The sequence below is a fragment of the Flavobacterium amylolyticum genome (assembly GCF_048284335.1).
Lineage (GTDB): Bacteria > Bacteroidota > Bacteroidia > Flavobacteriales > Flavobacteriaceae > Flavobacterium.
Window position 1 is genome coordinate 240,956 of the sequence record NZ_JBLVPG010000001.1, and the last position, 13,640, is coordinate 254,595.

A 13,640-nucleotide genomic window follows, 5' to 3' on the forward strand; every position below is an offset into this window, starting at 1 on the left:
GAGGTATGTTATCATGGTGAAGGATTTAAAAAGATCTAAAATCGTTAATTCATATTCTAAAATTTGCTGTTTAAAAAATTATTTATAGCCATTACCATCTTTTAAAATAGAATACTGTAGTAACTTATTAATAAACTTACTTCCTTCTGGGAAATCCTAATTGTACATTCAATAACGAAAGTGAATATACAAATGCGGGAGCTGCGGTACGCATGGCAGCATGATTAATCGTTAAAAACCAAAAGGCAACAAAACACAATAGAAACATATTGAACTTATTTTCTAAATATAAAACCAATGGTGTGAAAAACAGAAACAATAGGGCTACTATCCCTAAGCTTCCATGTTCTGCTAGCATTCGGGTAATTTCATCGTGAGACAAAACTTTAATTCCCGTTTCATTCTGTCGAATTTCGGCACCTCTTCCTACTCCAACACCAAAAATAGGGTTCTTTAAAAAGGTATTGATTTCGTTTTGAGCAACATCTTCCCTGCCGGTAAATTGACTTTGCTTAGCCCTTCCGGTAGCATCTTGGTTAGCATACCGCTTGTCAATAAGACCTCCTGTTTGAAAGGAAGTATACACCCAAGTCGCTAACAGAGCGAACATCAAAATTGTGATTGTATAACTCAATTTTACCCTTCCGCCAAAATTAGATTTAAAATACAAAAATATCAGCAACAAAACGATCATCACAAACCCTGTAATCATCCCGCCTCTAGAAAAAGTTAGCATGCCGCGATAGGTAATATTTAGCGCTAGGACCACATTAATAATTACTTGAAATTTTGTTTTGGAATCCAGAATAATTCTTGAAAAAAAAATAAACATTCCTAAACCCAGAACTGTTGCCACTTGATTGGGACCATAACCCCCTGAAGTTTGAAAATTAGATTCTGTACCAGTAATTACCTCTTGGACATTTGGTGTAAAAAGGATCAGATATACCATACAAGTAATAATAGGCAATCCCATACTAAGCAATACGGCGTTAATTTGTGTTAAAGTAATCTTGCGCCGAAACGTATATAATGACGCAATTCCTAAACAAACAGGGCCAGAGATATTAAAGGCGATTGCCTTCCGGATATCAGTATCAAAATTCAAAGTAAAAGTAGAAATAATGATACCGGGTACTAATAAGAGTAAAAAAATCCAATAAGGTAGTGCCCCCTTAGAAATACCATTAAAATACATCCCAATCAGAATAAAAACGACAATTCCATACTTAGAAATTTCATACAGAGGATTCCCTCCAGTCATCCTCAAAAAAACTTCGCTACCTACAACATAAGCAGCCACAATAAGAACCTCGTTATTTCTATTTTGATTTTTTATGATGTAATAAACCCCAAAAATAAAAATAGAATAGCCATATATTTTGGATGTAAACGGTAACAAAAAGCCCAATATGCCAATTAACACATGGAAAAGAATTAAATACAGATAGGATTGATCCTCTTTTTTCATTTTACTGCTTAGCCTTTAATATACTGTTGTATTTTAATAATAGGACCGTAATTACACCGTCACGGGAGTATTTATCCAATATAGATTCATACAAATGTAACGCAAATGAATCTCTTAATCCTTTCTCAGAAATCATTTTTTGTAATTGTTCCTGAATATGTCTATTGCTTAATGGTTCAAATAATAAACCGTTAAGATTATCTTTAATGATTAAAGGACAATACCCTACATTAGTTGACATTACGGGTAATTTTGCTAATCCGTATTCTAATAATGTTAATGGAAATCCTTCAGAAGTTGAAGCTAAAATTCCTATTGTAGCTTGTGATAAAATATTTTGTACATCATATTTAGAACCATAAATAAAAATGAAGTCTTCTAGATTATGTACTCTAATAAAGTCCTTTAAAAGAATTGAGTAGCTATCCTCATAATCTTTTCCTACGAGATGCAAAGTCCACCCTAAATCCTTTAACTTGAGTTCTTTGAACGCAGAGAGAATAGCGATATGATTTTTTGGTTTTTTTAAATTAGCTAAACAAACAATACGCTTGTCCTTATCTCCCTCTAAAAAAGTTGCCTTTTCAAAGTCATTTTCAAATGTTACAAAATTAGGAATGTAAAATACTTTTTTTATTAGTAGTTTTTTTTTGACCCAATTTTCTAACTGATGGTTAACTACTAAAACACCCGAAAATAAAAAAGAAGAGAAAAACAAAATCAAATTTTCTAATCTGGATTGATCTGCTCTTGCGCCATAATGTTCTTGCCAAATGATTTTGACTTTAGGATAAATCAATTTTAGCAATACAGAGGTAAAAAACGAAGTCCCATGAGCGTGAATTATATCTATTTTTTGCGCTTTTACAAATGATCTTAATCTAAAAATTGATTTTAAATCAACGGAACTCTTTTTATTTAAAAACAGATAATTTGCTTTTACATCCAATTGATTTTTTAATATGCCCTCCCGCCGGGTCACTACTAATCCTGAAAACTCAATTCTATGGACCAATGCATTGGTATAATTTACAGCCATCCGCTCTGCACCTCCAGACTCTAGTGAATCTATAATCTGAATGATTCGAATCTTTTGTTTTTCTTGTTTCATCTTGCTTCTTCAATTGTTCCGCTCTACCCTTTTCAAAATTAAATCTTTATACCGCTAAATACTACTTCACTTTAAAAGAATCAACCTCACAATCGCCTGCTCAAAAACATCCAATGTATACTCCCTCGACCAGTCCGAAGCTTTATTTCTCATATTATAAAAATCAGGCTCATTGCTTAAAATTTTTCCAATTTGAGCTGCATCAGTGTCTAAATTCATATCCAACAAAACCCCTCTATTCCCATAATCCAGCATAAAAGGCACACACGAAACGGAAGTTGCAATGGGAACACAACCCCAAAACATCCCTTCTGCAATCACTTTTGGCCATCCTTCGCTAATGGAAGGCAAAACTACAAAATGACTTTCCTGATACGCTTTTTGTATCCTTTCTTTGGAATGATTTCCTTCTAATGAAATGATAGTTGCTAATTTATGCGTCCTAATATACTCCTCCATTATTTCTCGTTCTACGCCTTCTCCATATATACTTAACCGCACTGAATACCCTTTCAGATGTAAATTTTCGACCAATTGAACGGCATAAAGTGGCTGCTTCCCTTTGACTAAAGTACCCACAAAAACAAAATCAATAACTCCATCCAACACTTTTGGTGTTAGTGCCAATTTTTCTTTTTCAGAATAGGTGGCCGTAAAAAAAGGTTTAATATTTGGGGAGCTGCCTTCCCATTCCCCATACACTAAAACCTGCATATTTCGGGTTAAAAAGGAATTACTCAATATCCATTTTTGAAGTCGATACGTCCAAGGCTGCTTAGCTTTAGGATCCCAATTTCCTGCATATTTAGCTGTTTTGGGTGTTGAAGGAAATAAAATTTGAACAAAACACCCCAACAAGCCAATGTTGCCTGGACAGCGCAAGTGAATGTGATCAGCAGCTTGCATGGCTTTGAAAACTTGAAAATAAATTCTGGGTATTTTAAAAAAAGTATTTAAAAGGCCTTTTAAATTTAATATATGAAAATTAGCAATCGGAATGAGTTTAATATCAGGATGATTATAAGCGCAATCGATAGCCGTTTTAGTTGTTGATACTGTTGGTGCTACTATCAAAACATCTTGTACATAGTTCGCCCAAATATTCATTTCACGAACATAGGGAGCATAAGCATAATATTTGTTCTCTTCTTTTATGTGGGGAACATGAGTGATAATAACAAACTTCATATTTAAAAATCAATTTATATATTATTTTCTAGGCCTATTAAACCACAAACTCCACCAACCAACTGTTCTTCCTATGGCTTCCGTAAAAGCTTCTTTTTTATTACTACTGGTAAAGGTATTACTAAATCGAATAAGAGTCAAAAGTACGGTTATAGAATGCCATTTTAATTGATGCTCTACTGTAGGATTCGGATTTTTTGTATGCCAGACATACCATCCATTCCGCACCACCATTTTACCATATTGGTATTGATTAGGCCTTCCAATTGCATCATGATAATGGTACAATTGAGCACTTGTATTCAAGTATAATTTACCAGTTTTAGCGACTCTTAATGTAAAATCAGCATCTTCATATAAACCATAGCCTTCAAAATAAGTAGAAAACTGTAAAGTCTCAAATACTTTTTTTCTAAATGAAGACACCCCTCCCATCAGCATTTCTACTTCATAGGTTTTGCCGCTTGGAGGTAGAAATCCAACACTACGCCCGTGCGAATACATGGAAGAATAACCCGGTGGACAATCACTGTCCAGTCCTAATTTTTTTCTTAGCACAAATCGACTTCCATCTTTTCTTTTCCATCCGTCAAAATAATATTCATCAATTTTTGGATGATACTTTTCTCCAACAAATTCAGATTTAGTTTCATCAATAATATAGCCTCCAACACCTAACGCCTGTGGGAATCTCTGATAGGTTTTTAATAACTCTTCAAAATAAGTAGCTGTCAAAACAATATCATCGTCTAAAAAACAAATTATTTCGGTATCAAATGCTACTCTTTCAATTCCATAATTTCGTTGTTTGGTTAGACCTCGATGTTGCGGTGGAACTGAAAAATAGTTTAGCTTTTCAAACCGATTCTTTTGTAAAGAAATTTCAGTTTCATTATTAGTTGAGCTATCGATAATTAAAATTTGATTCGGATAGATGGTCTGTTTCTGAACCGAAACCAACAATTGAATGACTGATTCCGAACGCATGTAGGTGCAAATAATTAGAGTGAATTTCACGATTCTTTTTTTAATTCATTGGCCCAGTATACACTTTGATTCCATTGCTTTTTAAATATCTTTAAATAATTAAATGGATTTCTAATATTTTGATGTTTATAATACTTAAAAAACAAAGTCGTTTTATAGCCTAAAGTTTGTTGTTTTGTTTTGTAGGAAATTAAATATAGCATTATTGTAGGAGAAGGTTTAGGCTGAATGGTTTCATTATACCACCTCAGTTGTGGTTTAGTTCTAAACCCTCCAACTGGAGCTTTTAAATGCATAATTGATGGTTCTGGCAAAAATAAAACATCATGCCCTTGATTTCGTAATTGCATCCCAAAATCACTATCCTCACCATAACCAAATTCAAATGCCAAATCAAACTTTACATTCTGTAAAATAATTCTTTTTAAAAAACTATTACCAGCACCAAAAGTAGACCATTGTACTACTTTGCGATGTAATTTACCCTCTCCTTTTTGGGGATAAGCTGTTGTAACTACATTGCAACCATATCTTTTTATTTTTTTAAAAATATCCTTAAATAAATCCGAGTCAAATCGATTATCATCATCCGCTAAAAAAACCCATTCGCTTGTAGTTTGATTCAACGCCAAATTTCTAGCACTGCATGCACCTGCTTGATGAGTGAAAACATGCCGTATTTCAAACGGCCAATTTTCAGTTTCTATATAATCCAATTCAGTCTTACTGAATGGTTCTGGATTTTGCTCCACCACAATAATCTTATCCGGTAAAACACTTTGTTTTGAAAAATCTTTTAAAACATCATATAAATAGCTGCTTCTTCCAATAGTAGGGATAATGACGTCAATTGTTCCTGTACCTATAATTGCTCTTGATGACTGAACGACAATACCATCTAAATTTATTTTATTATTAATTCTTCTTTTAGAAAAAAGTGCGGAAATAAAAGGATAAAACAAAATTTTACGTTCATATAAAAATAAGTTTAAAGCTAATAAAAATACCCATCTCGTTTTATAATGCTGCTTTACAAATCGAAATAGGGTAAAGCTGGATGCTATAAGAGGCGAATCATTTGTTTCTACAGACTTCAAAAGATGTGGTTCAGAATAACACAGCAATCCCAAAGGCATGCATAATTTAGCCATCGAATTCAAATAATAATCAAAATCAGGATCACAAACTATTTTATCATTTATAGCATTCAAAACAGAAGCATGAATAACTCCAACATAACTACTCATTTGCCATGTGGGATACGACACCTTTTTATTAACATTTATAAATAAAGACTCCTCTACATATCCGATGTAATCCTCAAAAAAATTATTTATTTTCGGTCGAAACGAAAGCATCATCTTATTATGATGGAGAAGAGTATCTATATTTTCGACAGCAAGATGCTCTTTGTAAGTGGAATGACACCAAACTATTTTTTCATCAGAAAACGCATCCGCTAACCGAATCAAGCCAGCCGAAATTGTGCCTGTACAATCAAATTTAATTTTTTGATTCTCTAGACTAACCACCTCGGTAATTTTATCATCAAAATGATATACTATAATCAAAGCCTACTGGATTAAAGATTCATAAAATAATAAGCTCTGAAGTGCCACTTCCTCTTTACTGAATTTTTCGCATACTTTCTTTTTGGCAGCGAAACCGAATCTTTTTTGCAATTCAGAATCTTCCAATAACATACTAATTTTAGTAGCATACTCCAAATGATTTTTAGGATTTACCAAAAACCCATTGACATCATCATCAATAACATCATTAGCCCAACCTATATTCGACGCTACTATTGCTTTTTGCAAAGCCATGGCCTCTATCCAAGAAACAGGTAATGCCTCCGCAAATGTTGGAAATACACAAACTGTTGCCCTACTAATATGCTCCTTTATGTTTTCATACGGCACCGCTCCAAAATACGTTACTTGTAGTAGTGCTTGTGGTGTGAACAATTCTTGCATCATCCCCCAAGTAGAAGAGTTTCCTGATATAACATCAGGAACATCTTTTCCAACCAAAATCAATTTTGTATTTGGATTTTTTGCAAGAACTTCATTAAAAATAAATGGCAATTCTAACAATCCTTTTTTACGGATTAAACTCCCAAAATATAGAATCGTGTTCCTATTTTCTTTATTTTTATTATCTGGACTAAATGCATCAAGATCAATAGAATTTGGAATAATAGTGAATTGTTTTTTTAAACCAAACACCTCATTCGTCGTATCAGCAGTAAACTGACTGACAGATAGCAAGCCATCCGCCTTTTTTAACGCTCTTTTTTCATGAAATCGATTTACCCATTTTACAGGACGCTGATCTAAATGGCAAAAATAAGTATCGGAACCGTTTAACCGAATCACGACAGGACATTTTTTAGGAGAGATAAAAGAGGTGATTCCGGTCCAATCCGGCGCTTCTACCACATCAATTTCTTTATCCCGATATAAGGTATTAATAATGTGCTCCAGTTTTTTTCGGGTGAAATACCAAGACAATCCTTTTAATTTTATATTTTTTATTTGTTGTATGCAAATTCCATTATCGAAAAAGATTCCTTCTTCTTTTTGGGCATATACCAAAACGCGTACCGAACAACCCGCTGCCAAAAGTCCCATTGCCAGGTTCTTGATACTCGTACCAATTCCGCCGGAGCTGCCAGTCTTTATGTGTGGGTATTCAGGAGTCAGAAAAGCTATTTTCATAAATTATTTATTAAAAAAATCTTTTATAATTACACTGGTAAACAGTCTTGCTCCGGTATCATTCAGATGCCCACAGGAAGAAAAATACTGATCTCCTTCAACCGCTTTTTCATAATTATGAATTTCAGGATACAGTTGTTTTACTTTGTCAAAATAATTCAACCCTTTAGTATTGGTACACATCGGTGTCATCACAGCAATCAGATTAATGTTATTCGCTTTACAGATTTGTTTAATTTCTTCGTAATATTTATTTTGTAACGGTTTTAAATTTGTCAAGTCATTTTTCATGTTACCCTTACCATTTTCTAATGGAGAGTAGCCACTATTATGCAAATGATTTGTCTTTTTATGAATGGCATTAAAAAACATCTCTCTAAAACCGATCCGATTTTCAAATACAACATATCTGTAAAAAGGGATATAATACAATTCATTAAAGTCTTTTTCTTCTGAAAAATGATTCTTAATTATTTCCGAATTATGTATGTAAGGCAAAAATTTTGCAGCAATTCCCTCTGCTCGTTGTTCATTCGATAAATTCAGATCCGTCTCCAGTATAACATTCTTAATATTGTATTTACGTTCTATCATTAATTTCAACAATAAAGAAGCTTCAAACAAATGCCCTCCACTCATCCCGTAATTAAAGGTTTTCAATCCCTTTTTCTCAAATAGAGGAGCAACAAAGTGATTATTAGCTCTGGAAGAACCTAAAATCACTACGTCATAATTTCTCGCTACTGAATTATAAACATAGTCCATTTTTCCTCTATTCGAAGACTCTAAATAAACCGTTGTATATAGAAAATCCAATACAACTGCCAGTAAAAATAGTAGCGCGAGGGCTTTGATAATAAAAATTAAAAACTGCTTCATTATTGTTCTATTCTCTTTTTCATATACTACTTAATTCTAATTATTATGTATACCTAATGCTAAAAACTGTTCTAAATTTTCGACTCCCTTTAAGGCTATAGTAAAACGAAAATTATTCTTTAAAATTGAAAATAAATAAATTCTTTATAATCCGAATAGGTTCCCAAAGCCGCAATCGCAGCAAAGCATAACGCTAATTTCAAATTACTGTATCTTCCTGATATCGGCTCCACTTGCGTTCGGCTATTCCATTCCACAACAATAAAAGCAAGTACTAAAATAATGATTTCATAGTTGTAACGCTCGTTTTCCAAATACTGTGATTGAAAAATTCCATTGGTAAAAATACGACCAATATAGTCAAAAGCTTCTCCTATAGATTTTACACGAAAGAAAATCCAGGCCAAGCTGGTTAACGCAAATGTACTAACAATGCTAAAGAAAACTTTAACAGACGCTACGTCCCAATTTAAGGATACTGTTTCCATGTTAGAGCGATTCCTTTTCAAAAGTAACAACGGTAAAAAATACAAGGCGTTAATGAAACCCCAGGCAATAAAAGTCCAATTGGCGCCATGCCAGAAACCACTCACTAAAAAAATTATAAATGTATTGCGGATTTTCATCGCCATACCACCACTACTACCTCCCAAAGGAATGTATAGATAATCCCTAAACCAAGAGGAGAGCGAAATGTGCCATCTCCGCCAAAACTCGGCGATATCACGAGAGAAATAGGGGTAATTAAAGTTCCGCAGTAAATCGATGCCAAATAATTTAGACATTCCCAAAGCCATATCCGAATAACCCGAAAAATCTCCATAAATCTGGAAAGCGAAATAAACGGCACCAAGAATCAGTGACAAAGAGTTCATCGATTGATAATTATCGAAAATAGCGTTAGCATAGGTCGCACAGGTATCTGCAATCACCACCTTCTTGACCAATCCCCAGACAAACTGATAAATACCTTCTTTGGCTTTTTGATAATCAAAACTGCGTTTTACTTTCACCTGTGGCAATAAATGCGTCGCTCTTTCAATAGGACCTGCCACCAATAAAGGAAAATAGCTGACAAACAAAGAATAATCCACAAAATTATATTCGGCCTTAATCCGCTTTAAATAAATATCTATGACGTATGATAAACCGTGAAAAGTGTAGAAAGAAATACCCACCGGGAGAATAACGTTTAATAATAACGGGCTAGTTTGTAATCCGAAGCCATTTAATAACTGGGAGAAAGAATCCGCAAAAAAATTATAATATTTAAAAACCCCAAGAAAACCCAAATTCATACTGATACTCAACCAAAACCAAAATTTTCGCTCCAGTTCCGTCTTGGCCTTTTCAATTCGAATACCAGTATAATAGTCTAAAAAAGTAGAGAAAACCAACAAAAACAAAAAACGCCAATCCCAACAGGAATAAAAATAATAGCTGGCGATAATAAGCACTGCATTTTGTGTGCTTTTGGTTTTATTAAAAACAAACCAATACAAGACAAATACAACAGGGAGGAAAATGGCAAAGGAAAACGAATTAAAAAACATACTATTTACAGCTATTATGGATGTAGAAAGAGGATAAATCTTTATTGATTGTGGTAGTTTTACCACTTAGTACCGTATGATAATCCGGGACATCTTCTGTTACCACTGCATTTGCACCTATGGTCACATGATTACCGATTGTTATGGCCCCAAAAACACAGGCTCCTGGTCCTACAAAAACATTATTACCAATTTTTGGAACTCCAATATGAGAGCCTGAGTTACTAACTCCAAAAGTAATTCCTTGTGAAATATTGCAATTATTACCTATTTTGGTGTCCCCATGAATAACAACATTTCCAAAATGTCCAATATAAAAGCCCTCCCCAATCTGGGTTCGATAGGAAATATCGAATCCATACTTCACTTTTAAGTTGCGCAACCACAGAAAGAAAAAGTAAAACAACGCTCTGTTTCTTTTTCTAAAATATTGTGTCAGACGAAAAATAGTCAAGAATTTCAGTCCCGGATTAGGCATGAGTATGAAGGTTTTGAGGAGTACCCAAAAACTCATCTTACTGATTCCACATCGCTTGTAATCCGATATTATAGTTTGTCTTACCATTTTTATTTTCTACAAATTTCCGCTATACCGTCCCAAATGCGTTGAGAGGCATCTTCTGCGGGATGCTGATTAATTTTTTTAAACCATTCTTCAGCGTTTGCAACTACTTTCTGGGACTTGTCACTCAACATCAATTCTATTTTAGCTGCAATTTCGTCCGGTGAGTTGAGCCAAACTACTGCATCGGTGGGCATTGAACGAAAGTGAACATACTTATAACATTGGTGCAAATCCCAATTTATATTAGATCGTTTTTTTTGATTGTAATTAAAATAAGCACATGGTTTGCAGTGGCTAGCGTAATCAAAAACCATGGAAGAACCCAAATTAACTACTAATTCAGAATGTGCAACAGTATTTGACAACAAAATTAAATCATCTTTAGTTGGCAAAATAGAATTCCACGAATTATTAATATTTTCCCATTTTGGGGCAATCTCAACAACTACATCTTTATATTTCGCTAATATTACATCATATCTATCCGAAATATCAACAGGACATCTTCTAAAAATAATTCCAAGATTATTACCTTTATTATTTAAGAGAGTTATTGCTTCTACAAAATCTTTTAAATAGGCTGGATCATCCGGAGAAGTAGTAATATCATCTCCTGAAAAACAGAGGTATTTTTTATTAAAATCTAAGTTATTATTTTTAAAAAAGCTTTCCTTAGATTCAATCGAATCCTTATCAAAGTGATTTTCAAACTGAGGCGTTCCAGTTATAATAATTTGCTTTTCGTTTATATAGGGATAATAATAAAGAAGCTCTTTTTTCATCTGATCACTCCAAACAAAATAATAATCCGTTTCTATTACCATAGTCCCTTTTGGAAGGTTATCCCATGAAAAAATAAAGGTAGCGGTAGGGATTTTTAAATCCTGTGCGGCTAATAATGGCGCTATTGCGGAACTAATTCTTTGATTGGTACAAAAGATCATTGTAGGTTTCTCTTCCTGTAAAGTGATTAGACAGTTTTGATAATAATTGGTTTTACGCTCATTTGTTAAAATCAATTTTCTTACTTTATTTAAACCTTTTTTTGAAGAAAAAAAGATAGTTATAAAATGAGTCGCCAGATTCCTTAAAGAAGATTTAAAAGTTCTATAAGAATTAGGAAAACGATATGAGTCGTAAACATAATCCTTTGCTTTTTTTATATTTAAATTTAACTCAATTTGCTTTCTTGCATTTTTTAAAATATCTGTAAAGGGATGAATATTTGCGTCAGTTATTCTAATTTCTTCAAATCCCAAATTGCTTAAGGGAAATAGCGTATTATTCCAATAAACAATATCGAAATCCTCTTTCTTCCCTAAGTCATAAAATTTAGAATAGGCAAAATTTCGCAATCCAATTCCATCTGGTAATAAAACTAAAATCTTTCTTTTATTCATTTTATTTTTTTACAAACTTCCTATCCTTCCATGATCAGAAAAATTTCTTTTAACGATAAATTCGTTGTCTAATGGCTTTTCAGATAAAAATGAAATGTCACAAAAGTAGTTTTCTTCCACAGGATTTAATCTCCAAGGAACTACATTTTTATAATCTATAGTCCAATTATTTTTATCCAAATCTTTAATTCGTATATTGTTCCATGAGGTAATATAATCAACCCAATTGTAGCCTAATTCCCAAGCCTGTTTCTCTAATTCTACCACGTTTTTAATTTCTAAAATTCGTAAACCTCCAACTTCTTCCTGGCTTACAGCTCTTGATCCATCACTAAGTTGTAAACCTTTTATTTTTGGTTGTCGAAAATAATGTGTATCCCTTTTTATAAAACTACCAGTATCTACAACAACTTTTTTACACACTGACTCAAACGATTTATCTAATAGCGAAGGGTTAATTTTTACAAATCTTACTAAATCATAATAACGAATCCAACGCATATTTCTATAAAGTCCTAAACCAGCATCATTAGCCGCCGTAGCAGCTAATGGATAATAAGCTCTCGCTAAACCATATAACTCTCCCAAAAAACCTTTCCCTCTACATTCTTCCTTTAAATATACATTGATAATCCAAGCAATTCCTCCTTGAAAATTAGCACCAACATGACCAACAATCTCCTCTTGTGCATTTATACAAATAAAAGATCGGCCGTACTGTGTATCTCCATACTGCCATTGCCAAAACTCTTTATTTTGCAAAGGATGATTTTCTCTGTAAATTAATTTAAAAAAATGTAATAATTTTTCCCAATCTTCTAATGTGGCTTCTCTTGTTATCATATTCGATAATTTTTTCCACCAACTAAATCATTACAATCGAAACGGTTTAATAATAATTTATTCTCATTTCCTATATTCACTCCTCTATTGGTAGTAAAACCTAACTTATATCCTATTTTTTTTGCGATTTCTGCAACTTCATCAGTACAAGATTCTTGCGTTCCATATGGATATGCAACAGAATTTATAGTGGTAGATGTTAGCTTTTCAAAGAAATTTTTAGAATTCTGCAACTCTAAAATTACGTCCTCTGTTTTTAATAATCCTAACGGATAGTGGCTATGTGTATGGCTTCCCAAAAAACCTTTAGAAGCTAATTTCATAAGATTCAAATCATTCAAATACAAACTTTTTAAAACCTCAGATTCGTCATAATAATCTAGAAATAAATTACTTATGATTTCTTCTTGTTCTACATACGTTAACTCAAAATTTAGAATGTATTTTAAAACCGCACTTTTTTCATCATCATAAATATAAATTTTTTTAGCTCTAAAAGTATTAATACTTTTAATTTTAGAAGAATCAATTTTTAAAATACTTTTTAAGAAATCATCCGAAGAAATAATTGATCGTAATAAATGTATTTTATGAACTGTACTAACTTTTTTTTGTTCAAAATTAATCGAATTAGCAAAAAATAAACCAGGAATATTTAAAGAATCCAAAATTGAAAGACCAAATTCATACTGCTCTTTTAATCCATCATCAAAGGTTATTAAAATATACTTCTCTGTAGAATTTATTAAACTATCTGTATGACTAATCAAATCGTCAGCAGAAATAAACTCTCCACTATTTTTTAATACTAAAAGCTGTTCTTTGAATTGTAAGGGTGTTACCCCAAAAATACTTGGATAATTAGTTTTATAATCTTCTCTTATGTAATGATAATTACTTACGGTTAGCACAAATTATTTGTT

General features: G+C 32.8%; 12 protein-coding genes. All 12 read right to left on the reverse strand.

Annotated features, from left to right (window positions below):
• Positions 1-136: 136 nt before the first annotated feature.
• The gene (locus ACNQF9_RS01065; protein WP_417989452.1) at positions 137-1,471 is read right to left on the reverse strand and encodes an O-antigen ligase family protein; all 1,335 of its coding nucleotides are present in this window, start codon (positions 1,469-1,471) and stop codon (positions 137-139) included.
• A 1-nt stretch (position 1,472) separates the two neighbouring features.
• A complete protein-coding gene (locus ACNQF9_RS01070) occupies positions 1,473-2,582 on the reverse strand; it encodes a glycosyltransferase (protein WP_417989453.1) in 1,110 nt (369 codons plus the stop codon).
• A gap of 66 nt (positions 2,583-2,648) precedes the next feature.
• On the reverse strand, positions 2,649-3,770 hold the full coding sequence (locus ACNQF9_RS01075) for a glycosyltransferase family 4 protein (RefSeq protein WP_417989454.1): 1,122 nt from the start codon (positions 3,768-3,770) through the stop codon (positions 2,649-2,651).
• Between the two features lie 21 nt (positions 3,771-3,791).
• Complete coding sequence (locus tag ACNQF9_RS01080) at positions 3,792-4,787, reverse strand: glycosyltransferase family 2 protein (RefSeq protein WP_417989455.1); 996 nt, start codon at positions 4,785-4,787, stop codon at positions 3,792-3,794.
• The gene (locus ACNQF9_RS01085; protein WP_417989456.1) at positions 4,784-6,328 is read right to left on the reverse strand and encodes a glycosyltransferase family 2 protein; all 1,545 of its coding nucleotides are present in this window, start codon (positions 6,326-6,328) and stop codon (positions 4,784-4,786) included. Before ACNQF9_RS01085 ends, ACNQF9_RS01080 begins: the two co-directional genes overlap by 4 nt.
• A gap of 3 nt (positions 6,329-6,331) precedes the next feature.
• Entirely contained in the window at positions 6,332-7,477 is a 1,146-nt protein-coding gene (locus ACNQF9_RS01090; RefSeq protein ID WP_417989457.1) for a glycosyltransferase family 4 protein, read from the reverse strand.
• A gap of 3 nt (positions 7,478-7,480) precedes the next feature.
• On the reverse strand, positions 7,481-8,356 hold the full coding sequence (locus tag ACNQF9_RS01095) for a hypothetical protein (RefSeq protein ID WP_417989458.1): 876 nt from the start codon (positions 8,354-8,356) through the stop codon (positions 7,481-7,483).
• 119 nt (positions 8,357-8,475) lie between these two features.
• Positions 8,476-9,909 (reverse strand): MBOAT family O-acyltransferase, encoded by a 1,434-nt coding sequence (locus ACNQF9_RS01100; RefSeq protein WP_417989459.1) that lies wholly within the window; start codon positions 9,907-9,909, stop codon positions 8,476-8,478.
• A gap of 1 nt (position 9,910) precedes the next feature.
• Positions 9,911-10,474 (reverse strand): serine O-acetyltransferase, encoded by a 564-nt coding sequence (locus ACNQF9_RS01105; RefSeq protein WP_417989460.1) that lies wholly within the window; start codon positions 10,472-10,474, stop codon positions 9,911-9,913.
• A gap of 2 nt (positions 10,475-10,476) precedes the next feature.
• A complete protein-coding gene (locus ACNQF9_RS01110) occupies positions 10,477-11,874 on the reverse strand; it encodes a glycosyltransferase family protein (protein ID WP_417989461.1) in 1,398 nt (465 codons plus the stop codon).
• Between the two features lie 9 nt (positions 11,875-11,883).
• A complete protein-coding gene (locus tag ACNQF9_RS01115) occupies positions 11,884-12,717 on the reverse strand; it encodes a GNAT family N-acetyltransferase (protein WP_417989462.1) in 834 nt (277 codons plus the stop codon).
• Positions 12,714-13,628: a polysaccharide deacetylase family protein gene (locus ACNQF9_RS01120; protein WP_417989463.1), complete on the reverse strand. Its 915-nt coding sequence runs from the start codon at positions 13,626-13,628 to the stop codon at positions 12,714-12,716. Before ACNQF9_RS01120 ends, ACNQF9_RS01115 begins: the two co-directional genes overlap by 4 nt.
• Between the last annotated feature and the right edge of the window lie 12 nt (positions 13,629-13,640).

Excerpts from the sequence above, each read along its gene's own strand:
- ACNQF9_RS01065 (WP_417989452.1), bottom strand. The coding sequence starts at position 1,471 with ATGAAAAAAGAGGATCAATCCTATCTGTATTTAATTCTTTTCCATGTG.
- ACNQF9_RS01075 (WP_417989454.1), bottom strand. The coding sequence starts at position 3,770 with ATGAAGTTTGTTATTATCACTCATGTTCCCCACATAAAAGAAGAGAAC.
- ACNQF9_RS01115 (WP_417989462.1), bottom strand. The coding sequence starts at position 12,717 with ATGATAACAAGAGAAGCCACATTAGAAGATTGGGAAAAATTATTACAT.
- ACNQF9_RS01090 (WP_417989457.1), bottom strand. The coding sequence starts at position 7,477 with ATGAAAATAGCTTTTCTGACTCCTGAATACCCACACATAAAGACTGGC.
- ACNQF9_RS01070 (WP_417989453.1), bottom strand. The coding sequence starts at position 2,582 with ATGAAACAAGAAAAACAAAAGATTCGAATCATTCAGATTATAGATTCA.
- ACNQF9_RS01100 (WP_417989459.1), bottom strand. The coding sequence starts at position 9,909 with ATGTTTTTTAATTCGTTTTCCTTTGCCATTTTCCTCCCTGTTGTATTT.
- ACNQF9_RS01095 (WP_417989458.1), bottom strand. The coding sequence starts at position 8,356 with ATGAAGCAGTTTTTAATTTTTATTATCAAAGCCCTCGCGCTACTATTT.
- ACNQF9_RS01110 (WP_417989461.1), bottom strand. The coding sequence starts at position 11,874 with ATGAATAAAAGAAAGATTTTAGTTTTATTACCAGATGGAATTGGATTG.
- ACNQF9_RS01105 (WP_417989460.1), bottom strand. The coding sequence starts at position 10,474 with ATGGTAAGACAAACTATAATATCGGATTACAAGCGATGTGGAATCAGT.